The sequence below is a fragment of the Streptomyces sp. Q2 genome (assembly GCF_056820935.1).
Map to the genome: position 1 here is coordinate 51,183 of NZ_JBXEJE010000026.1, position 20,245 is coordinate 71,427.

General features: G+C 69.3%; 21 protein-coding genes and 4 pseudogenes. 13 read left to right on the plus strand and 12 right to left on the minus strand.

Going from position 1 to position 20,245, the window contains the following annotated elements:
- Positions 1-355: 355 nt before the first annotated feature.
- The 6 genes and pseudogenes from ACWBNA_RS27955 to ACWBNA_RS27980 all read left to right on the plus strand — a co-directional run.
- Positions 356-898: pseudogene (locus ACWBNA_RS27955) on the plus strand (helix-turn-helix domain-containing protein); the annotation flags it as partial.
- A pseudogene (locus tag ACWBNA_RS27960) lies at positions 841-1,047 on the plus strand (transposase); the annotation flags it as partial. The pseudogenes ACWBNA_RS27955 and ACWBNA_RS27960, both read left to right, overlap by 58 nt.
- A gap of 319 nt (positions 1,048-1,366) precedes the next feature.
- Complete coding sequence (locus ACWBNA_RS27965) at positions 1,367-1,702, plus strand: TraR/DksA C4-type zinc finger protein (RefSeq protein WP_482707277.1); 336 nt, start codon at positions 1,367-1,369, stop codon at positions 1,700-1,702.
- A 101-nt stretch (positions 1,703-1,803) separates the two neighbouring features.
- Positions 1,804-2,178 carry a TraR/DksA family transcriptional regulator gene (locus tag ACWBNA_RS27970; protein ID WP_482707278.1) on the plus strand — a complete coding sequence of 125 codons (375 nt, stop codon included), beginning with the start codon at positions 1,804-1,806 and terminating at the stop codon, positions 2,176-2,178.
- Positions 2,175-2,966, plus strand: a complete 792-nt coding sequence (locus ACWBNA_RS27975) for a rod shape-determining protein (protein WP_482707279.1) — start codon at positions 2,175-2,177, stop codon at positions 2,964-2,966. Before ACWBNA_RS27970 ends, ACWBNA_RS27975 begins: the two co-directional genes overlap by 4 nt.
- 54 nt (positions 2,967-3,020) lie before the next feature.
- Positions 3,021-3,638, plus strand: coding sequence for an Rv1733c family protein (locus ACWBNA_RS27980; RefSeq protein WP_482707280.1), 618 nt, complete (start codon positions 3,021-3,023; stop codon positions 3,636-3,638).
- A 30-nt stretch (positions 3,639-3,668) separates the two neighbouring features.
- On the opposite strand, the pseudogene ACWBNA_RS27985 reads toward ACWBNA_RS27980, so the two are convergent.
- A pseudogene (locus tag ACWBNA_RS27985) lies at positions 3,669-4,870 on the minus strand (RNA-guided endonuclease InsQ/TnpB family protein).
- 25 nt (positions 4,871-4,895) lie between these two features.
- Complete coding sequence (locus ACWBNA_RS27990; protein ID WP_482707281.1) at positions 4,896-6,008, minus strand: pirin family protein; 1,113 nt, start codon at positions 6,006-6,008, stop codon at positions 4,896-4,898.
- 386 nt (positions 6,009-6,394) lie between these two features.
- Here ACWBNA_RS27990 and ACWBNA_RS27995 point away from each other — a divergent pair, with 386 nt between their 5' ends.
- The gene (locus ACWBNA_RS27995; protein ID WP_482707367.1) at positions 6,395-6,763 is read left to right on the plus strand and encodes a DUF6343 family protein; all 369 of its coding nucleotides are present in this window, start codon (positions 6,395-6,397) and stop codon (positions 6,761-6,763) included.
- 81 nt (positions 6,764-6,844) lie between these two features.
- Here ACWBNA_RS27995 and ACWBNA_RS28000 read toward each other — a convergent pair whose 3' ends face one another.
- The 3 genes and pseudogenes from ACWBNA_RS28000 to ACWBNA_RS28010 form a co-directional block, all read right to left on the minus strand.
- Complete coding sequence (locus tag ACWBNA_RS28000) at positions 6,845-7,171, minus strand: NADPH-dependent F420 reductase (protein WP_482707282.1); 327 nt, start codon at positions 7,169-7,171, stop codon at positions 6,845-6,847.
- Entirely contained in the window at positions 7,168-7,404 is a 237-nt protein-coding gene (locus ACWBNA_RS28005) for a hypothetical protein (protein ID WP_482707283.1), read from the minus strand. The genes ACWBNA_RS28000 and ACWBNA_RS28005 overlap by 4 nt, the downstream gene beginning before the upstream one ends.
- A 405-nt stretch (positions 7,405-7,809) precedes the next feature.
- Positions 7,810-8,185: pseudogene (locus ACWBNA_RS28010) on the minus strand (cation:proton antiporter domain-containing protein); the annotation flags it as partial.
- A 6-nt stretch (positions 8,186-8,191) separates the two neighbouring features.
- Between ACWBNA_RS28010 and ACWBNA_RS28015 the strand changes: the two are divergent.
- Complete coding sequence (locus ACWBNA_RS28015) at positions 8,192-8,305, plus strand: hypothetical protein (protein ID WP_482707368.1); 114 nt, start codon at positions 8,192-8,194, stop codon at positions 8,303-8,305.
- A 76-nt stretch (positions 8,306-8,381) separates the two neighbouring features.
- Here ACWBNA_RS28015 and secD read toward each other — a convergent pair whose 3' ends face one another.
- From secD to ACWBNA_RS28030, 3 genes are all read right to left on the minus strand, one after another.
- Complete coding sequence (secD, locus tag ACWBNA_RS28020; protein ID WP_482707284.1) at positions 8,382-10,610, minus strand: protein translocase subunit SecD; 2,229 nt, start codon at positions 10,608-10,610, stop codon at positions 8,382-8,384.
- Positions 10,611-11,212: 602 nt separating this feature from the next.
- Positions 11,213-11,878 carry a response regulator gene (locus ACWBNA_RS28025; protein ID WP_482707285.1) on the minus strand — a complete coding sequence of 222 codons (666 nt, stop codon included), beginning with the start codon at positions 11,876-11,878 and terminating at the stop codon, positions 11,213-11,215.
- Positions 11,875-12,828, minus strand: a complete 954-nt coding sequence (locus ACWBNA_RS28030; protein WP_482707286.1) for a HAMP domain-containing sensor histidine kinase — start codon at positions 12,826-12,828, stop codon at positions 11,875-11,877. The genes ACWBNA_RS28025 and ACWBNA_RS28030 overlap by 4 nt, the downstream gene beginning before the upstream one ends.
- Positions 12,829-13,281: 453 nt before the next feature.
- Here ACWBNA_RS28030 and ACWBNA_RS28035 point away from each other — a divergent pair, with 453 nt between their 5' ends.
- A complete protein-coding gene (locus tag ACWBNA_RS28035; protein ID WP_482707287.1) occupies positions 13,282-13,476 on the plus strand; it encodes a hypothetical protein in 195 nt (64 codons plus the stop codon).
- A gap of 430 nt (positions 13,477-13,906) precedes the next feature.
- On the opposite strand, the gene ACWBNA_RS28040 is transcribed toward ACWBNA_RS28035, so the two are convergent.
- From ACWBNA_RS28040 to ACWBNA_RS28050, 3 genes are all read right to left on the minus strand, one after another.
- Complete coding sequence (locus tag ACWBNA_RS28040; RefSeq protein WP_482707288.1) at positions 13,907-14,278, minus strand: toxin Doc; 372 nt, start codon at positions 14,276-14,278, stop codon at positions 13,907-13,909.
- Between the two features lies 1 nt (position 14,279).
- The gene (locus ACWBNA_RS28045; RefSeq protein WP_482707289.1) at positions 14,280-14,537 is read right to left on the minus strand and encodes a YlcI/YnfO family protein; all 258 of its coding nucleotides are present in this window, start codon (positions 14,535-14,537) and stop codon (positions 14,280-14,282) included.
- Positions 14,538-14,799: 262 nt separating this feature from the next.
- Positions 14,800-15,096: a hypothetical protein gene (locus ACWBNA_RS28050; RefSeq protein ID WP_482707290.1), complete on the minus strand. Its 297-nt coding sequence runs from the start codon at positions 15,094-15,096 to the stop codon at positions 14,800-14,802.
- A 459-nt stretch (positions 15,097-15,555) separates the two neighbouring features.
- Here ACWBNA_RS28050 and ACWBNA_RS28055 point away from each other — a divergent pair, with 459 nt between their 5' ends.
- The 4 genes from ACWBNA_RS28055 to ACWBNA_RS28070 all read left to right on the plus strand — a co-directional run bounded on the left by ACWBNA_RS28055 (position 15,556) and on the right by ACWBNA_RS28070 (position 19,073).
- On the plus strand, positions 15,556-16,197 hold the full coding sequence (locus ACWBNA_RS28055) for an ABC transporter ATP-binding protein (RefSeq protein WP_482707369.1): 642 nt from the start codon (positions 15,556-15,558) through the stop codon (positions 16,195-16,197).
- Positions 16,194-17,000, plus strand: coding sequence for an ABC transporter permease (locus tag ACWBNA_RS28060; protein ID WP_482707291.1), 807 nt, complete (start codon positions 16,194-16,196; stop codon positions 16,998-17,000). Before ACWBNA_RS28055 ends, ACWBNA_RS28060 begins: the two co-directional genes overlap by 4 nt.
- Positions 17,001-17,073: 73 nt before the next feature.
- Positions 17,074-17,739 carry a phosphatase PAP2 family protein gene (locus tag ACWBNA_RS28065; RefSeq protein ID WP_482707292.1) on the plus strand — a complete coding sequence of 222 codons (666 nt, stop codon included), beginning with the start codon at positions 17,074-17,076 and terminating at the stop codon, positions 17,737-17,739.
- A 14-nt stretch (positions 17,740-17,753) separates the two neighbouring features.
- Positions 17,754-19,073 carry a wax ester/triacylglycerol synthase domain-containing protein gene (locus tag ACWBNA_RS28070; protein ID WP_482707293.1) on the plus strand — a complete coding sequence of 440 codons (1,320 nt, stop codon included), beginning with the start codon at positions 17,754-17,756 and terminating at the stop codon, positions 19,071-19,073.
- Positions 19,074-19,101: 28 nt separating this feature from the next.
- Here ACWBNA_RS28070 and ACWBNA_RS28075 read toward each other — a convergent pair whose 3' ends face one another.
- Complete coding sequence (locus ACWBNA_RS28075) at positions 19,102-20,190, minus strand: polyprenyl synthetase family protein (protein ID WP_482707294.1); 1,089 nt, start codon at positions 20,188-20,190, stop codon at positions 19,102-19,104.
- Positions 20,191-20,245: the final 55 nt, after the last annotated feature.

Sequence of the window (20,245 nt, forward strand, 5' to 3'; positions counted from 1 at the left end):
CCGAGTAGCCCTCCTGCGGCGCGGGGTGCCAGAGGGGGCGCGCATGAAGCCACGGGCTTTCGGCCTGGTCCTCCGTCGGCGCGGCATCTGCCTCAGCCCCTGCGCGAAACCATGGGCTTTCGGTGAGTGGCTGTCGGTCCTCTGGATCGATGCCGTCGACGGCGTCGTTCCACAACCGCTGCAGATGCTGCCTGCGTGTGGTCGGACCCCCGGACTCGTTCCAGCCACCCGACTCCTCGGGCCATCGCAGGCTTTCGGTCGGAGTGGAGTGAGGACCTCCGCCAGGCTGGCCGACTCAGGTGCGAGCCGCCACCCTGCGTCCGACGCTGGTCCGTACGAGCTGGGGCCACAGGAACTGGCCGCAGATCATGCCCCTGTCGTGCTCAGCCCGCACCCCGACGACACCGCCTGGTTCCAGCAGACGGCACTCCGGCTCCTGGGCGAACACCGCGCGCTGGGGCGCCGCCCCCTCGACATCCACCACGCCCTGCGGCGCAGCCTGCTCGAATCGTTGCTGCTGCGCCTGGCCAACTCCCTGGGCATCGCCCCCATCGGCACGTCCACGGCCGGCGCGGGCCGTGCCGACAGGTACGGGCGCTTCCTGGACGCCGTGAAGCTGCACTTTCGCGAACTGAACCAAGCTGCGGATTACGCCGAGTTGCTCGGCTGCTCGGTCCGCACCGTGAGCCGTGCTGCCCGGGACGCCACCGGCAAGGGGGTACGTGAACTCATCGACGAGCGGCGCCTCCTCGAAGCCCGGCGCCTGCTGGGAGGTGCCCGGTGGGACGCCCGGACGGTGGCCGTCCACGTCGGCTTCACCGACCCCGCGAACTTCGGCTCTTCGCGCGCCCCGGCAGCCCCTGTGAGCGAGGGACGAATGAGAATACCAACGGCTTGATCCGGCAATACCTGCCCAAGCGCACGAACCTGTCCCTGCACAACGCTGACGATCTCCGCGCCATCGAGCAACGGATCAACAACCGCCCCCGCAAGAATCTGAGTTGCCAGACCCCGGCTCAGGCATTCGCCTCGGCTCTGGCACTCTGAGCCTGCAACGATGCGACGATCATGCGAATCCGCCGGTGGGCGCGTTCGTCCGGGACCGGGAACGGCAGCCGTCAGCACACAGGGTTGCTTCCTGGTCGGCGAGTTTGTTGCGCGATAGTTGGCGAACTCTTGTCGCCGATTCCGGTTTGCTGTTCCTGCTTTCAGCCTGGCGGACCCCTCTGCACTATGTGCCCCTACCGAAATGGGGTCTGCGCCCGATGGCCGTCTGGTGTCCGGGCGGTGAGGGTGGGAGGCCAAGGGGAGAGTGCCACGAACGCGGTGGTCTCCCTCGGCTGATGTGGGAAGGGACTGTTTCGTGATGTCGCTGGACTCCACTGCCCGCGCCGGTTCTGCTGTCGAACGCCTGAGTGCGTCTGAGGCCAGCCAGCGTCTGGAGCACGAGCGCGGCGCCCGTCTCGCCCAGTTGCAGGCCGTCGACGAAGCCTCTGGCGGTGCTCGGCAGGCCGATGATCTGCAGGTCATGCAGAGGGGAGCGATCGAGCGGGCACTGAAGGAGATCGAGGCGGCCTTCGCCCGGCTTGAGGAGGGCAGCTACGGCATTTGCCAGGGGTGTGGCAGGTCGATCCCGGCGGAGCGGTTGGAGATCCTGCCGTACGCAGGGTGCTGCGTGCCCTGCCAGCAGCGCACCGGCTGATCAGCGAGGTCTTCCCTGTGCCACAGGGCACACAGGGGCAGGGGCGGCCGGAACGTTCTGTGTGCCCGCCCCCTACTTCATTTCTGGAAAGTGGTGAAGTCGTGAACCAGCAGGTCGTCGATGCCGTCACCAGTGCGGGCCTGAGCGCGGCTGAACTGTCTGCGCTGCGCGAGAACCTCAACGAGCAGCGTGACTTTCGTCTGGACCAGCTCGCCCAGCTCCGGCAGGGCGCTCCTGCCCGGGCCCAGCGCGCCCGCGAACGCGCTGCGATTGCCCAGCTGGAGGTGCACATCCAGCTGTGTGCCTCGGCCCGCATGGTCCTGGCCGATGTCGAAGCCGCCCTGGAGCGCATGGATCAGGGCACGTTCGGCATCTGCCAGCAGTGCCGGCGCCCCATCGAGCTGGCGCGGCTGCGCATCGTGCCGCAGGCCCGCTACTGCGGGCGCTGCCACCAGGTCAGGGAGGCCCGCTCATGATCGCCACCCTTCGTCGCCCGCCGTGGCCGGCCTGCCGGCGCTGCCCCGCGATCGCCATCGACCTGGGCAGCACCCGTACACGCGCCTGGACGGCCGGCCGCCACGGCATCCTCGACGTGCCGACCGTCACCGGCCCGGACGACCTCGCGGCCCATCCCGTCCAGCGCGGCACGATCGTCGATCCGGCCGGTAGCGCGCGGATGCTGTCCCGCCTGCTGGCCCACCGCATCCCGAAGAACGCGCAGCCGGTGATCGCGTTCACCATGCCGGTTCTCAGCGGTCAGAGCCACTACACAACCGCCGTGAGCGTCCTTCAGGTGCTGCGCCCGCGTACCGTGCTGGCGCTCGACAGCGTCATGGCCATCGCCCTGGGCACCGGCGCTGACCCGTTTCATCCGCTGCTCGTGATCGACCTCGGCTTCCACCTGACCGAGGTGGCATTGCTGGCTGACGGCGAGATCATGACCGCCCGGCGGGAAGCCATGGGCACCCGCGACCTGGAGGACAGCAGCTCTGCGGATCTGGTCACCGGCATCACCGCCGTGGTCACCACCATGATGCGCGACGATCCGCTGCCGCAGTTCGTCGACGCCCTCGACCGCGGGCCGCTGCTCGCCGGGGGCGGTGCCCTGCGGCCGGGGCTGGTCTCCCAGCTGTCCGCGCAGCTGCACGCCCCGGTCCAGCCCGTGCCCCAGCCGCACACCGCCGCCGTGCGCGGAGCCGCCCAGGCCCTGCGCTCCGCCCAGCACCACCCCTCTCTCGGGCCCCCTTTGCACCCCACGCCCTGATGGAGCTGCTCCCCGGAGGCAGCTCCGTTCCCCCGACTCGTGGCTGGAGGCGACGTGCCCGACCCGATTCCGCGAGCTCAGCCGCCGCCCATACGCACCGTCCGATGGTGGCGGTGGCGGCGCAACGCGCTGCGCCGCCCAAGCGATCTGCTCCAGGCATGGATCGGCGTCATCCTCGCCATCACGGTGGCGATCACCGCCCCCCTGTCCGCGTGGGTGGTCGGCACGGTTGTGCACGACACGCTCACGGCCAACGCCTCCGAGCAGGCCCGCACCGGACGTCACGCCACGGCCGTGCTCCTCAAGGACACGCCAGGGCACCCAGAGCCGGGCTCAGCAGAGGCCAGAAAAACCCAGTACCCAGTCAAGGTCCGCTACACCGCATCCGACGGCACCGTCCGCACCGCCACCACCGACATGGACCCCGGTCTTCCGGCCGGGCACCGCGTACAGGTGTGGACCAACGCCGAAGGAACGCTCACCAAGCCGCCCATGCGCCCGGATGAGATCCGCAACCGCGCCGTCGGCGCCGGCGTCCTCAGCGCCATCACGGTGCTCATCACCGGCGCACTCGTCTACCGGCTCACCGCACGCGTCCTGGACCAGCGCCGCATGCGCGCAGGGGAGACCGAATGGCAGCAGACCGCTCGCCGTTGGACCACCTCCCCTTGACTTCCTCCCCCTCGTGAACGAGGGGGATCCCTACGGCTCGCGCCGTGGGGTTTCCTGCTTCGTCGCCGACTGCCCGCCCGGAGAACTCCGTTGAGGTCTTACACCAGCTCCACAGACAGACGCCGCCAGCCCGGCGGCCAGAAGGTTCTTCGCCGCGTTCACGTCCCGGTCATGGGCCGCACCGCAGGCGCGCGTCCACCTACGGACGCTGACCGGCATCTTCTCCTGCACGGTGCCGCAGACGGAACAGAGCCTGGAGGAGGGGAAGAAGCGGTCCAACGCGATCACTTCCCGCCCTTACCAGGCGGCCTTGTACTCCAGCATGGAGCGCAACTCGCTCCAGCTCGCGTCCGAGATGGCCCGGGCGAGCGTGCGGTTTTTGACCATGTTGCGCACGGTCAGGTCCTCGATCACGAGCGTTTGGTTCTCACGCACGAGCCGAGTGGTCAGCTTGTGGAGCATGTCCCGGCGCCGGTCAGCGATCCTCGCATGGACCCTGGCGACCTTACGCCGCGCCTTGGCCCGATTGGCACCATCGCCTCTGGCCTTGCGGGACAGCTTGCGCTGAGCCTTGGCGAGTCGGACGCGGTCGCGGCGTTCATGCCGGGGGTTGGCGATCTTCTCCCCCGTGGAGAAGGTCAGCAGGTGGTCCAGGCCGACATCGATGCCGACCGCGCCGTCGGCGGCGGGCAGAGGCTGGACGGACGGGTCGTCACACAGTATCGAGACGAACCAGCGTCCGGCGGCTCCTGCGACACAGTGACGGTGGACGGCTTCGCTCCTTCGGGCAGCGGCCGGGACCACACGATGTCCAACGGGTCCGCCGTCTTCGCCAGCGTCAGCCGGCCGTCGCGGAAGCGGAATCCGCTGGTCGTGTACTCCGCCGACTTCCGCGACTTCTTCCGCGACTTGAAACGCGGATACCTCGCCCGCTTGCTGAAGAAGTGGGTGAACGCGGTCTGCAAGTGCCGCAGCGTCTGCTGGAGCGGCACCGACGACACGTCATTGAGGAACGCCAACTCCTCGGTCTTCTTCCACGCCGTCAGCATCGCCGAGGTCTGGTTGTAGTTGACCCGCTCCTGCCGCGCCCACGCCTCAGTACGCGCCGCGAGCGCCAGGTTGTAGACCTTCCGCACACAACCAAACGTGCGCGACAGCTCCACTGCCTGCGCATCACTCGGATAGAAACGGTACTTGAACGCCCGCCTCGCATGGTTCGCGGCCACGCGCACAAACTAGCCAGACCGCAAGTAGAGATCAAACCTGCCCGTCAGGGCACTGTGATCCGCCCTGACGGCGAATCCCGGCTCCTTGCCCTGCTCCGCAGGCATTTCGTTTCCTCCCCCGGCTAAAGCCGGGGGTATCCACGAAAGGGAACTCCGATGAATGCGAGCGCCTGCCGGCCAGCGGTTTGCTCATCAGTTCTCTCCGGCCTGTGGCCAAAAGGGGACCTTGGCGGGAATGAGCGGCAGGGCGGAGCGGACGCGGCCGAAGCGGTTGTCCTGGGCCGTCCAGGAGGCGTGGGCGGCGTCGATCTCGGCGTGGCCGCGGGCGACGAAATTCCACCACATGAGGATCCGGTTCCGGGAACGGTTCGCCGCCGAGCAGGATCGCCCGGGCCGGTTCGCGAACCTCCAGGCGTAGGTGGTCGCGACCTTCACCGAGGTATCCCAGCCTGCCCGGCAGCAGCTGCCTGCCGTGGACGGCCACCGCTCCTTCCAGGACGATCAGGGCGTACTCAAAGTCGGTGCGCAGCGGCACGGTGACCGGTGCGCGCAGGTCGAGGTCGGTCCCCACCAGCGGTGTGTCGTGCCGGGCGGGGCTGGCCGGCCCGGTGAAGTCACCGACCAGGACGGTCGCCGTGCCCGCGCCGTCGTCCAGGTCGGCGCGGGGCAACTCGGTGTGGTGCTCGAAGGTGGCCGGCCCATGCCGGGTGGTCTCCGGCAGGGCGATCCACAGCTGGATGCCTTCCAGGGTGCCCCGGTAGTGGCCGGTGGCCTCCTCGGCGTGGGCGACGCCGCCGCCGGCTGTCATCAGGTTGAGCTGCCCGGGCTTGATCACCTGTTCGGAGCCGAGGCTGTCGCGGTGCAGCACCTGGCCATCGGTGAGCCAGGTGACGGTCTGCAGCCCGATGTGGGGGTGCGGGCCGATGTCCAGGCCACTGTTCTCGGTGACGTCCGCCGGCCCCATGTGGTCGGCGAAGCACCAGGCACCTACCGTGCGCCGGCCGCGGCGCGGCAGCGCGCGCCGCACACGGATCTTCCCGACCCTCTCCTCGCGGCTGTCGCTCACCTCCACACACGGAGCCGTGGCATGGCCGGCGTCGGCCAGGGCGGGGGGCGCGTCGGCCACGCCGACTGGTCCACTCATCACGGCACCTCGTTTTCCTGGCTCTCGCGCCGGCAAGGTCGGCGGGGGGATGACCTGCAACGGAAGCAGCCCACATCGCTGGGGGTTTCGGCCAGCCCCGGCCATCACAGCAGATGCCGATCCCAAACGCGTGTCCGGCGCCACGCACCTGGCCCATGCATCACCGGCCAACCGGGCTGCCGCACCCGAGATGGCAGGCCTCGAACCAGCAGGCTGCGGCACCGGCTCACCTCCAGGCGCCCGACCGTGGCACGGGCATGGCAGGGGGGCAGCGGGTGGAACCCGGAAGCTGGCGTGGGCTGCCGCCGATGCGCCCCACTGGGCATGCCATCGGCGGCCGCAGCCTCGTTGTCGGCAATCTCAGCACCACCCCAAAGGAGGCGACCATGCCACCAAGGAAGGGAAGTCGGCCGCAGAGCGCAACCGGGCCGTCAGACAGACGTACCCCGCTGCCCGGATCACGCTCGGGCTACACCGGCCGCTTCGAACGAACCGGTACCGAACCTGTCACCGCCCGAAGTGCCCTCGGCCTACGGCTGCTGTTGTCCATCTTCCACACGCCGTTCTTGGTCGCCGCATCAGTGCTGTTCGCCCTGTGGTCAACGCGCTCCCAGCCGGGCAGCAGCCCGACCTCCTCACCAACTGGCGGTGCTGGCGGGGCGTGCGCAGCACTCGCTGTGATCGCAGCAGTGGACCTGGCGGTCATCCTCCGCCGCCGCAGGAGGCAGCGTTCTCCCCGCCGGACCGCCCGGTGAGTTCCAGGGCCTTGGCTGCTACGGGTGAGCGCGAGCCAGAGTGCGCTTCTTTTCACGTAGGACGGTCCCGCCGGGGCTTATCTAGGGAAGGATCTTGATCGAGCTTTGCCAGTTCAGCTGGAGTGGCTGCTGGAGGGAGATGTGCAGGAATCCCATCGCCTCCAGCTCCCGGGCTCTGCGCAGGGGTCCTACGTCGAACGGGCGCATCGCGCCGGAGCGGACAAAGTCCGCGATCTTGTCCTTGGCTGCGGAGTCGTCTCCGGCGATCAGGACGTCGAGCGGGAAGTCATGACCTTCGCCTGTCGTCAGTGGGCCGGCGAAGGTGGTGTTGAACGCTTTGACGACCTTCACGTCCGTGCCGACGATCTGCTGGATCTCCTCGGCAGCCGAGCTGTCCGGGGGTGTCACCGCCCATCCATGGTCGAGACGTCGATGGGGTTGCAGATGTCCACCAGGACCTGCCCGGCCAGCGCAGCCCCTGAGGTTCTCGCGGCCTGCAGTGCCGCGTCGTACCACAGTGCGAGCACAGTGACATCGGCTGGCCCCGTCGAAGCGGCCCAGTCGCTCTCGCCGTCCGGGAACTGCTCCTTGAGCTCCTCGGCCAGCGCCCGGCAGGGTCGGCGTCCGGGTGGACCATGCACACGCCATGGCCGCCGGCAAGGGCACGGGTGGCAATTGCGTGGCCCATATTGCCGGGGCCCACAATGTTGATCTTCACAGCTGCTGCCTTCCGGTCTGACGGAGCTACGACGCCGTCGGGTCCATCGGCTCTGCCCATGGGCAGGGGCTGTCCCGGAGCGAAGGGCCGCGTCGTGGCTTTGAGCCGAGGGACACAGGTGCATCCCTATCCCGAGGCCCGACAGCTGTGCGCGAAGGCCGGCCACTGTCACCCGGATGCCGGGCGCAGCCGGGATGCTGACACCGTGGGCGACCATGGAACACAGCGCCTCACGCCTCGCCGCGTGCTTTCATCACCCGTCGTGTTGAGCACCCGCAGCCCGACGCCGGTGGCCAGCAGCACGCCCGCGCCGATGTAGATGTCGGCGCCCCACGGCCACGTTCATGGTGATGGTCAGTGCTGCGGCGATGGCGACCGGTCCGGCGACAAAGGTGATGTCTGCCGGGTTGTTGGCCAGACCGAAGGCGAAGAAGAAGATCGCCGCAAGGCGTCGCGCAGCGGATGCACCAGTTCCCGGATCCGCGGCCCGGAGGAGGTCCCGGCGAGCTCAGGCCGATCATGGAGGCGCCGATGGCGTCGACGACTCCGAGGACCTCGGAGATATCGGCGATGAGGCTTGCGGCGCCGACGAAGCTGATGACCAGCAGTTCGTTGTCCCGCACCGCGATCAGGCGCCCGATCAGACGAGTGCCGTAGCGGGCTGCGATGGCCAGCACCAGGAACTCCTCAGCCAGCTCCGCCTGCACGGCATCCAGGACCCCGCCCGGGTACACCTGGCCTACCTCGAACCCAACGGAATGATCAGCGTACTGACCGGCACCGGCGAGGAGACCGAAGCCTCGCAGCACACTCCAGTCCAGTGACCGATCCCCTGCCCCACGATCGCTGGCTGCTTCACACCCCGGTTGCGGACCGAACCGACGGAGCACCGGGCCGCGCCTATGCGCGTTTGTGAAGTTCGATGGCGAGGGGTGTGGCGGTGAACATGGAGGAGTAGGTGCCGACAGCGAGGCCGATGAGCAGGGCGAGGGCAAAGTCGGTGAGGGAGTCGCCGCCGAGGACGGCCAGGGCGGTGAGGATGAAGGCGGCGCCCATGCCGGTGTTGACGGTGCGGGGCAGGGTCTGCAGCAGAGCGCGGTTGGCGGTGGCGGGAAAGGGTGTCTTGGGGTCGCGTCGGCACAGGTCCCTGATGCGGTCGAAGACGACGACGGAGTCGTTTACCGAGTAGCCGATGACGGTCAGCAGCGCGGCGAGGAAGACGCCGTCGATGGGTTTGCCGAGCCAGGCGAAGATGCCGGTGAGGATGACCACGTCGTGGGCGAGTGCGGCGACCGCGGAGGTGCCGAACAGCCAGCGGAAGCGGGCGGCGAGGTAGAGCAGCTGGGCGGCGAGGGCGACGCCGAGGGCGATGACGGCGCCCTGGCGTAGTTCCTGTCCGAGGCTGGGACCGATCGCTTCGTCGCGGAGCTTGTCGGCATCGCTGGTCAGAGTGCCGATGGTCTCCGTGACGGTGGCCGCTTGCGCGTTCGTCAGCTGGTCGGTGCGGACGGTGAGCTGGTTGTCGCCCGAGGTCTGGACGACGGCGCGGGGGAACCCGGCGTCGGCGAGGGCGGCACGGGCCCGGTCGGAGTCGACGGGGGTCGCGGTGCTGTATTCGATGAGGCGGCCCCCCGTGAACTCGACACCGAAGTCCAGGCCGCGCACGGCGATACCGGAGGTTGCCAGGGCCAGGACGGCGGCGGATACGACCAGCCACCGCCCAGGGCGGCGCATCAGGTGGGGGTTGGTACGGGTGAGGTGGTCGCGGACGGTGCCGGTGTGAGCGATGCCCGTCAGGCGTGGGCGACGGCGAAGCCAGGACCGGGAGACGGCCAAGTCGGCGAGGACGCGGGTGATGACCAGGGCGCTGAACATGGAGGCCAGCACGCCGATGCCCAGAGTGACGCCAAAGCCGCGCACGGGCCCGGAGGCGAGGAAGAACAGCAGGCCGGCGGCGATGAGGGTGGTGATGTTCGAGTCGGCGATCGCGCTGAAGGCGCCGCGGAATCCCGCGGTCAGCGATGAACGCGGGCTGGGCCGGTTGCGGGAGGCGTACTCTTCGCGGGCGCGTTCGAAGACGAGGACGTTGGCGTCGACGGCCATGCCGATGGCCAGCACGAACCCGGCCAGGCCCGGGAGGGTGAGGGTGGCGCCGAGGGCGGAGAGGGCGGCGTAGGAGATCAGGCCGTAGCAGGCCAGGGCCATGGTGGCCAGGGCACCGAGGAACCGGTAGACCGCGATGATGAACAGCGCGGTCAGCGCGGTGCCCACGGCCGCGGCCCAGGCGCTGGCGGTGATGGCCTGCGCGCCGAGGGTGGGTCCGACGGTGCGCTGCTCGATGGTTTCGACGGGTACGGGCAGGGCGCCGCCGTTGATGAGCAGGGCCAGTTCCTTGGCTTCGTCGGCGGTGAAGGATCCGGTGATCTGCGTGGAGCCGCCGCTGATGCCCGAGCCGCAGCCGACCGAGGGGTCGACCTGGGGCGAGGAGATGATCTTGTCGTCCAGGACGATGGCGACCCTCCGGGACGGGTCCCCCGCCGGGTGGCAGGCGGCCTGGCCGGTCAGGTGGGTCCAGCCGTCGCGGCCAGATCCCTTGAAGTCGACGGTGACCTGCCATCCGGCGCCGCCCTGCTGGTCGAATCGGGCGGTGGCCTCCTTGACATCCCTGCCGGTCAGCGCGGCTGCCTCAAGACGCAGCAGCCGGCCGGACTCGTCGGCCAGAACCTGCGGACGGGGCCGTTTCGGTAGCGGTTTTGACGCGTCGTCGGCGCTGGCGGCTGTGCCGAGGACCTGGTGGAAGGTGAGCTGGGCGGTGCGGCCGAGGACGTCTGCGGCCTTGGCCGGGTCCTGCACGCCGGGCAGTTCGACGACGATCCGGTTGCTGCCGGAGCGGGCGAGGGTGGGTTCGGCGACGCCGAGCGCGTCGATGCGACCGCGCAGCACCTCCACGGTGCGGTCCGTGGCTTCGCTGTCGGCGTCGGAGGTGGCGGTGGGGCGGGTTTCCAGCACGATCTGCGTGCCGCCGCGCAGATCGAGTCCGAGGTGGACGGGCACAGTGAGGGCGACGTACAGCGACAGGGCAACAGCAGCGAGGGCGAGTAGCCCTCGGATGCGCAGGGCGCGGGTCAAAGTGGGCCTCCGGCAGGCACACCGCGGCCAGGGCAGTGGCTGCGGTCAACGGAAAGAAAGGAGAGGAGGTTCAGGTGCCTGCGGCTGTTGGTGGTGCCCGTCCCTGGTGAGGGTCCGCCGGGTGCGGGGAGGCGGGTGGGCTCGCCGCCAGCAGGGGCGTGCGTGCGGGCGACGGCGGGCCGTACGCCGTGCAGGACGAAGCGAGGGTGGCGGCGGTTGGCGGCGCAAGACGCTCGCCGGGGGTATCGCGAGGGCTTCGGACCAGCACATCGCAGGCGGCGCAGTGCCCGTCGTCTGCGTACGGTGCGCTGCCGACCTGTACATGTGCAGCACCGGAAGCCCGCGACCCGCCGCCGGTGGCGGAGGTGCCGCCGTGCGCTGGTGGGCCGATCAGGGCGGTGAGGACCGCAAGCAGGACAGCGAGCATCGCTGATGGGCCGAGGCCGCCCGCGCGGGGAACGGTGTGCAAGGAGCGCGCCATGCGCCGTCCCCCTTCTTGTCTCTTCCGTGGCTGGGCAGGAGCTGTTCTGCAAGGGCCTCAAGGTCCCGGATGGGAAGTGGGCAGCCGGAACTTTGAGGCAGTCGGAAACGGCCGAGGCGGGTCAGGGTTCGATGAGACCGGCACGGATGGCGTAGCGGGTGAGTTCCAGGCGGTCGCGCAGGCCGAGTTTCTGCAGCAGGTTCGCCCGGTGCCGATGGACGGTCTTGATGCTGATGAAGAGCATCTCGGCGATCTCCTTCGACGAGTGGCCCTCGGCGACCAGCTTGAGCACCTCCTCCTCCCGAGGCGTGAGCACCTGGTCGGGGGGTTCCTCACCGTGGCGGACGCGGTCGAGGTAATTGCGGATGAGGGCGGTGACCGCGCCCGGGTACAGGAACGGCTCATCGCGCATGGCGGCCCGGCAGGCGGCGACCAGATCGCGGTCGGCCACGGACTTCAGCACGTATCCGCTGGCGCCGGCCTTCAGCGCCTGGAAGAAGTACTGCTCGTTGTCGTGCATGGTCAGCATCAGCACACGCACATCCGGCATCAGCCCGCTCAGCTCGCGGGCGGCTTGCAGTCCGGTCATCCGGGGCATGGCGATGTCCAACACGGCCAGATCGACCTCGTGGGTCCGGGCCAGGGCGATGGCCTCAGCGCCGTCGCCGGCCTCGGCGACGACCTGAAGGTCCGGCTCCCGGTCGAGGATGAGCCGCACGCCGCGACGCACCAGCGCATGGTCGTCGGCGAGGAGGATACGGATCGTGGACGTGTCGGTAGTGGTCATGGCTGCTTCCTGGGAACGGGCACGGCGAGCCGCACCTGCGTACCGGCCTGCGGCTGGGAGGCGACGTCCAGCGTGGCCCCAATCAGTAGGGCCCGCTCACGCATCCCGCGGATCCCCGAGCCTTCGCGCGCGACCCCAGTCCCTCGGCCGTCGTCCGCGACGGCCAGCACCACCGTGCCGTCGCTGTGGCTCAGGCTCACCTCCACCCGGCCGGCCTCAGCGTGGCGGGCCGCGTTGGTCAGCGCCTCCTGGGCGACGCGGTACAGCACCAGTTCGCTCTGCTGATCCAGCGTGGGCAGGCCTGCATCGAAGTGGCGCACCACGCGCAGCCCGGTGTGGGTGGCGAACTCGGTGGTCAGCGAGGTCAGGGCGCTGACCAGGCCAAGATCCTCCAGGACGCCCGGCCGCAGCCGGCGCACCAGGCGGCGCACCTCGTCCAGGCTGTCCCGGGTGATCTCCTGCGCCTGGTGCAGCTCACCGCGCAGGGGCTCGTCCGCCTCGTCCGCTGCCCGCTTGAGCCCCAGCAGGATCGCGGTCATGCTCTGGCCGACCTCGTCGTGGAGCTCCTGGGCGATGCGGCGCCGCTCGTCCTCCTGCGCGAGCAGGACGCGGGCGCTGCTGGAGGCCCGCTCGTGCTCCAGCCTCTCCAGCATGGCGTTGAAGGTGCGGATCAGCTCGGCGGTCTCACCGCGGCCGTGTTCCGGCAGCCGCTGCCCGGGGCGCAACAGGTCGACGGTGGCCATGAGTTTCGTCAGCCGGTCCAGGGGGGCCAGCCCGATCCGCAGCAGGGCCGCGTTGGCGATCAGCATGACCACCAGGCCGGCCACGAGGATGATCGCCTCGGTCAGCAGGACTGGTACGGAAACGGTCACGGGAGCCCACAGCAGCAGCGCGGTCGCGGCCCCCAGCACCACGGCGTTGAGAGCGAAGATCCGCCAGAACAGGGACACCGCGATGACGCCTTCCTCTTCATGCCTCAGTCTCTACTGTCGGTCACCGCGTACCCCGAGCATGAGCTGCGGCCACTGCTCTCGACCGGCCTGCGGCCAGCCTGCCCACCCCCCGCTGATTCGTCGATGGGCTCCAATACCCATTTCCGCACCCTGGCCTGACCACGTCACGATCGGCACCGGACGCTGCCGCAGACGGGTATCGCCCGATGGGTTTCGCGCGGCGCCGCTCGGTCACCCGACGCCTCGGACTGCCATGGCTGACACCCCGTGGTCACCACTCGAAATCGCTGATCATCATGTCGGCGTAATGGATCAGGATTGCGCGAAGCGCCCGGTAGCGGGCAGGCAAATGCCTCCCTGAGACGAAGAAGGTGCGAAGGCGGCGTTCTCGGACCGCGTCGGGCCTGATCCACGTCCCTACAGGGGCGCCTCGAGTGGGTCCGCGCCCACGTGGACGCCCTTCCGGAGACCGCCGGATTCGTCGCCGACGAGGCCGCGCTGGCCGCCGTCCGTGACCTGCGTGCCGAGTTGGTAGTGGAGGTCGGCGTCGACGTCGCCCGGGACAGCACCGGGCGCTGTCGGCACCAGGCCCGCTGGTACCGCGCCCGGATCGACCTGTCCCCCGGCGACGTCACGCTTCGGTAGCCCTGGACAGCCGCCGCTGTTCCCTCCCCGATAGTGCAGGGTGTTGGGCACGCTCGAGTATCCGGCCGGTGACGATATGCGGGATCCGAGCGATCCCTGGCCGTCGTCGCAGTGGCCGGCGGGAGGGTCCACACGGTTGTGTCAGCGTCATAGGCCCAACCCGGCAACGTGCACGTTGCCGAGTGCTCAAGAGAAGAGTCCGGTGATCGCGATGCCGAGTGCAGCGATGGCGATGAAGGCACCGCCTCCGGCGGAGACGCTGAGCAGCGTCGGGGCTCCGAGGAATTTCAGTGCGAAGCCGGACAAGAGGCCGGCGACGACGGACAGGAGCCGCACTGCAACGTGCAGCGAGCAGCCACGGCGGACTTCACCAGGAGAACCGGAGCTGTAGACAGCGCCTCGGGCTTCGTACTCCTCCCGGGGCCGGTCGTCAGATCCGCCAGGAGCGGATGCGGTCGGCCGCGTCGTACCCATCGGCGCGGCCGGCGTCGATGTCACGGGCAAGGTCGACCAGCGCGCCGTACGGCGGGTCGATGGCCTCGCCCGCGGCGTCCATGTACGACACGACGATCGCGGCGCCGTACAGGGCGTTGCGGGCCGGGAGCGGGCGCAGCCGGATGACGGCGTGCATCAGCGCGGCCGCGCGCCAGGCGTTGTCGACCCTGGCGCCGACCTGCGGGGTGTTGACGCGGTGGCGGGCGACGGCGGCCACGAGGTTGGAGAAGTCGTGGACTTCAGGGTGCTTGGGCAGCACCTCCGCCTGGCGCTCCAGCAGCCAGCGGATGTCGATGTGGAGTTCCACCTCAGGCAGCCCGCCCCGGGGCCTCGGCAGCGTCCAGACGGGCGGGGGCGTCGTCGGGGAACGCCGCGTCGAACGCGTCCGCATTGTCGGCGACGAACTGGCGGAAGACCTCCGCGGCGTTTTCGAGGCGAGGGTCACGGACCGCGTTGTGCGCGGCCTCGGTGATGAGCGCGGTCACCGTGGTGCCCTCGGTCTCGGCCCGCTCCTGCAGCTGGGCATGGAGGTCTTCGGGAACCCGGATTGTCACTGACTTCGACATACCCCAAACGTACAGCAGGGCGTACAGCACGGGTACGGATTCATCAGAATTACCTCGAAAGAGGCTGTCGCGGACCCAGGGACCCAGCCGCCCAGCCGAACCGCGTCGGCCAGGCGAAACGCCGCATATGACACGGAACCTTGACCGGTTGCCCTGCAGTTGACCAGCGCCGCCTCGTGACACTGAATTTTGATCGCCACAGATCGGGGAGGCTGCACGGTGCCGGGCCGAATGAGACGGTCCCTCGAGCAGCAGATCTGCTTCACATGCCTCGGACCGAGATCATCTGGTCCACGGCTTTCTGAACCTTCGGCAGGAAGGCCGTGATGGTCTCGCTATTGGGTTCCTCGCCAAGCAGGTCCAGAGCGGTCGCGCGGGTGAGGACGATGTCGGCCTGGTCGACCAGGCCTGCAGCCCACACGTCCAGCTCCGCTTCGGTGCCCTCGTCGCCAGGACCGTAGCTGATGTACAGAACGGGGAGCTCAGCGGAAGAGTCCAAAAGGGTACGGATGTCTGTGACGGTAACCTGCAGCGCTGGCTTGTCGACGGTCGGTTCCATGGTGTGACGCTCCTCCGGCTGATTGTTGAGCCAGCCTACGTCCGCTACGGCGATCGCACTCCCGTGTCACAAACCGGCGTTCACCCGCATCGCGGCGGATGACGGGCAGCAGAGCCTGGCCTGCAGGAACGTCAGCGAGCACCTGCTCCCGAGAGCCTCTCGCGCCCGCGTATCGGGTGGGGTGCGAGAGGAAGTTCGTGATGGGCACAAAGGTGTCCTTGGGGCGAGCCCGACCGCGTCGTCCGGGCGCCCCGGGCGCGGAAGCCGACCTTCACGGCGTATCGGTCGTGTCCTGTGACGGTCGTCGTCGTTGCACGACTGGGCCGGGGCCCTTGCGGGGCACTGCCGGTGTCCGGCCGTTGCTGGGGCGGTGCGCCTGAGGAGATCGTGACCGCATTCGGTCGGGCGCGGCCTCGCGACAGGCTGACTCTGAAGGCGGTGGGCGTGGAGGGCGGAGTGATGAGCGCGGTCGGTCCGGTGCTGGACGTGCGGGATGTGCGCAAGGGCTACCGGCAGCGTCCGGTCCTGCGCGGGGTGTCGCTGGATGTCCGTCCGGGACAGCTGGTGGGCATCGTCGGCGAGAACGGGGCCGGCAAGAGCACGCTGCTGCGGATCCTGGCCGGGGATCTCGCTGCCGACAGCGGCATCGTGGAGCGGGCGGGCCGATTGGGCTGCTGTCCGCAGGAAACCGTGCTCCACCAGGCGTTCACCGTCGAGCAGCACCTGCGGTTCTTCCAGGCCGCCTATGGCATCAGAGGTCTGACCCGGGCCTACGAGCTGCTGGAGGAGCTGAACTTCAGCAGCTACCGGCATGAGCGGGTGGAGGCACTCAGCGGCGGCACACGCCAGAAGCTCAACGTGGTCCTGGCCTTGATGCACGATCCGCAGGTGCTGCTCCTGGACGAGCCGTATCAGGGCTTCGACTGGGAGACCTACCTACGGTTCTGGGACCTGGCCGCGGCTCTGCGGGACCGGGGCTGCGCGGTGCTGGTGGTCTCCCATCTCGCCTACGACGCCTCCCGTCTGGACATCCTGTACCGCTTGGACGGCGGGGTGCTGCGGGAGACAGGGCGGACCGGCACGGTCGGGGTGGCCTCGTGAAGCGATGGCGGACCTGCTTCGGGACGGCTATGCGGTTCGCGCTGGTCGAACAGGCCCGTAACCGGCTGGCCCTGCTCATCGTGCTCCTGTTCGTTCCGCTGTGGACCACGTTGGCCTACGCAGTGGTGGCGCAGACACCGCTGCGGTTCTACGTCCGTCCGGTCGGCCGTTTCGTGGTCATGGACGGGAATGTTCTGACCCAGATTGTCGGGGCGCTGCAGGCTCTCGCGCTGGTCGTCGCTTTCATGATGTTCGTCGCTACGGCCCGCTCCGACGTCTTCGACCGGCGTCTGGTGCAGGCCGGCTTTCCGCGCTCCTGTCTGGCCTTGGCGAAGTGCGCCTCGCTCGTCCTGGTGGCGGCCGCGGTCGCCGTCTATGCCACCGCGTGGATGCATCTGTTCTGGCGGCCGGTGCAGCCGGTGGTGTTCGCCGCCGGGATGTTCACCGGGGCGCTGACCTACGGCAGCATCGGCATCGTGCTCGCGGCCGTGGTGCGCAGTGAGCTGGCCGGCATGTTCCTGGCCATCATGATCAGCTCCATCGATCTGCTGCTGCAGAACCCGCTGATCAACCCGGCGTCGGACAGTGACCTGGTGAGGTACCTGCCTGCTCACGGCGCGGTACAGACCGCGGTGACGGCCGACGGCCTGCACGTGATGCCCTGGAGCTGCCTGCTGCTGGGCTTCGGGTGGGGGCTGGGCATGGCGGGACTCGGTATGGCCGCCTTCGCCCTGCGTACCCGCACCCACCGGCCGGCCCGAGCATCCGTGCCAGGTGTGGTGGAGACCGCTTCGGCGCCGTGACCAGGGCTGTTCGGGGTCGTTGGGCCGGGGGACGTATCCGCTCGACCAGGTGTCGTGAGGGCAGGGGGCTGGAGTGTCCGAGCAGGAGACCACGGTGGTGACCGAGCGGGAAGCGGACCCGGCCCTTCCTGCCCACTGCCGGGAGGCGTCCGGTGTGCCGGCCCGGGGTGACGCGCGCTGTGCGTGGTTCGTCAGCGACGGGTTCGAGCCGAGAAACTGGATGCTGGCCCTGGCGCCGCTGCTCGGATGGCACGCCGACGGCACCAAGGGATTCGGGTGGGGCCTGCTCGCGGCCGTGTTCACCAGCGTGCTGCCCTCGGTGATCCTCCACCTCGGCGAACGCCGCAGCTACTGGAGCGACCGGCACGTACGACAACGCCAGGAACGTCTGGTGGCCGGCCCCGTCGTCCTGGCCTCGGTCATCACCGGTACAGGGCTGCTGTACGGGCTGGAAGCCACCCGTGACGTCCGTGCGCTGGTGGCCGCGATGCTGGCCGTGCTGCTCGTGCTGATGGCCATCACCTTCCTCTGGAAGGTGTCGGTGCATTCCGCGGTCGCGGCCGCCGCCCTGGCTGTCCTCGCCTCGCTCTACGGGCCGTTGTGGGCACTGTCCGCCCCGCTGGTGGCGTTGATCGGCTGGTCACGAGTCCGACTCCGGTGCCACACCATCGCCCAGGTGGCCGTCGGAGCATGCGTGGGCGCGGCCGTCAGCAGCACGGCTTTTGACCTCCTGCGATGACAGGAATGACAGAGATGGGAACTTTTCTCCCTCCCAGCGCCGCCGATCTCTTCCTGCGCGACCTGGAACAACGCGCGGAGCACCCGGACGCCGCCTCGACCATCGGTGCGGTACTGCATCTGTCCGGCGCCGTTCCCGCGCTGCCTGACCTTCAGGAGTACGTGGCCGCGCGCCTTTCCCACCTTCCGTGCATGGCGCACCTCCTGCACGGTGACGGCAGGCAGTCCCAGTGGGTACACGCCGTTCCCGACCCCGCGCATCACGTCAGTGCCCGTCGCGTGGCGAGGGGCCCCGAAGCTCTCGAGGCCGCGGTACAAGACCTGATGCGCGTTCCTTGGTCCGAGGACGCCCCGGCCTGGCGCCTGGTCCTGCTGCACGGACACGTCGCCGATGGGTTCGCGCTGCTGTACCTGACCCATCACGCCGTCCAGGACGGCGGCACCATCGTCGCGATCATGGAGACCCTCTTCGGGCTGGATACGGCGACCGAGCGGCCTGCGACGGTGCTGCGGACACCGCCCGCCGAGCCGCGGCCCCGGCTACGGCAAGTACTGCGCAGCGCCGCCATCCTGCTGCGGCATGCCAGGAAACACCATGTGTGGACCTCGCCCTCGCAGCCACTTTCCAGCCGCCGCCGCACTTCGTGGGTCCACGCGCCCGCGGCGTTGCTCAAGGCGGCGGCCCGTGCCGACGGCGGCGCCAGCACCAACGACGTCTACCTCACTGCCCTGGGCCACGCAATCGCGGGGTGGGCGAGCACCGCCTGGCCGCGCGCCGCCCAGGCCCCCATTCCCGTCATGGTTCCCCTCAGCCTGCGCACGGCCGACGAGTGGGCGGCGCCCGGCAATCGTCTCTTCCTGACCCGCGTCGACCTTCCGGGCGGTCTCTTTCCTCTCGCACAGCGGCTCGCTCGCACCAGCGCGGTCACCGCAGCTCTCAAGTCGCCCGGACACCGAGCCGTACTGCGCGCGGCCCTCACCCGCCTCCCTACCGGGCTTCTTCGGCGCCTCGTGGCCATGAGTACTGCCCCGGGCCGGCTCACTCTCGCAGCTTCCTGCCTGGTGATGCGCAAGCGCCTTCGCTACGGCGACGCGGTGGTGAACCGGATCGATCCCGTCATGTGCTGCCCGCCCGGCGCGCCCCTGGCGGTCATCATGCTCGTCTACGCGGGTGAGGCGAGCGTGTGCTTCCGTAGCGACGAAGCCCTCCCCGACGCCGACAGCCTCCCCGCACGGTGGCGGCAGGCCCTGGAAGACCTGTCGACAGCCGTTGAACGGCCGACGACCGGCCCCGGAGCCGCCGCGGAAGCGGCAGCGGGGCCGTCTACGGAATGATCACGCACCGGGGTGGTCTGCGCAGTGGTCACAGGGCCCGTTCGACGCTCCACAGCGGCAGGCGCTCGAAGAGGGCGACGGCCTCCTCACGCCAGCGCGGGCGCCAGCCGGCGGCCTCGGCCGAGGCCAGTTCCGCATAACGCTGCATGTCCGCCCTCAGCTTCTGCTCGACCCCGCAGCTCGTGGCGATCTCCCGGACGTCGGACACCGTCTCCGGTGTGCAGGAGGAGTCGCCGAGTGCGGCTTCCACCACCGCCCGCTCGGTGCCGCTCACGGCTGCCAGCAGGGCGCTGACGGTGTAGCTGCGCTTGCCGTCGCGCAGGTCACGGCCGGTGGTCTTGCCCATCGTCTGCGCGTTGCCGAACAGATCGAGGTAGTCGTCCCGCATCGTCTCGTAGATGCCGACCAGCCGCGCGTAACGGCGCAGTTCCGCATCGAAACGGGCCGGCTCCTCCCCCGCGGCCAGCAGACCGAGCTGCAGGGGGGCAAGAATCGAGTAGTGGGCGGTCTTGTAGCCGGACACGGCATGCAGAAGCTCCTCGGACGGGATGTCAGTGAAGTCCCGCTCGATATCCGTGATCTGGCCCACGATCATGGCGGAGGCCGCCGCCGTCTGCACCCCGACCATGGCATGGCGGACCGGGACAGAGACCGGGGAGTTGAAGAGCACCTGTAGGGACAGAACCAGCGCGAGGTCGCCGGCAAGCACGGCGAGCCCGAGCGCGTCCTGCGGACGGTCGGGAAACTTCTCGCGGTAGGCGTAGTAGGTGGAGGGACCGCCACGGCGGACGGGACCGTCGTCGATGATGTCGTCGTGAACCAGCCCGAACGTCTGCAACAGCTCGATGCTCAGCGCGGCCTCCTCCAGTCCGGGCACGGGATCCGGCGTCACCAGCCGGGCCGCCTCGTAGATGAATGCCACCCGCAGTCGCTTGCCGCCCCGCACCGACAAATCCCGCACCAAGTCAAGGCACTCAGGAGTGAACCGGCTGAGCGACGGAGCGTCCAAGGTGTCTGCCAGGTCGCGGAAGTACTGCTCGAACCGTGCGTTGAAGCGGCGTTCGTAGGCGGCAAAGCGCTCTCTGACCTGGTAGGTGGGAAGAGCGGTATCGGTCACGAGGAAGGTCCCATTCGTAGTACCAAGCGCTCACAATTCCGAGGCGCCAGGAGTC

What these genes read in the sequence shown, in the direction of transcription:
- ACWBNA_RS28050 (WP_482707290.1), bottom strand. Translation starts at nt 15,096, where the DNA reads ATGGAACCGACCGTCGACAAGCCAGCGCTGCAGGTTACCGTCACAGAC.
- ACWBNA_RS27975 (WP_482707279.1), top strand. Translation starts at nt 2,175, where the DNA reads ATGATCGCCACCCTTCGTCGCCCGCCGTGGCCGGCCTGCCGGCGCTGC.
- ACWBNA_RS28055 (WP_482707369.1), top strand. Translation starts at nt 15,556, where the DNA reads ATGAGCGCGGTCGGTCCGGTGCTGGACGTGCGGGATGTGCGCAAGGGC.
- ACWBNA_RS27965 (WP_482707277.1), top strand. Translation starts at nt 1,367, where the DNA reads ATGTCGCTGGACTCCACTGCCCGCGCCGGTTCTGCTGTCGAACGCCTG.
- ACWBNA_RS27995 (WP_482707367.1), top strand. Translation starts at nt 6,395, where the DNA reads ATGCCACCAAGGAAGGGAAGTCGGCCGCAGAGCGCAACCGGGCCGTCA.
- ACWBNA_RS28025 (WP_482707285.1), bottom strand. Translation starts at nt 11,878, where the DNA reads ATGACCACTACCGACACGTCCACGATCCGTATCCTCCTCGCCGACGAC.
- ACWBNA_RS28070 (WP_482707293.1), top strand. Translation starts at nt 17,754, where the DNA reads ATGGGAACTTTTCTCCCTCCCAGCGCCGCCGATCTCTTCCTGCGCGAC.
- ACWBNA_RS28045 (WP_482707289.1), bottom strand. Translation starts at nt 14,537, where the DNA reads ATGTCGAAGTCAGTGACAATCCGGGTTCCCGAAGACCTCCATGCCCAG.
- ACWBNA_RS27990 (WP_482707281.1), bottom strand. Translation starts at nt 6,008, where the DNA reads ATGAGTGGACCAGTCGGCGTGGCCGACGCGCCCCCCGCCCTGGCCGAC.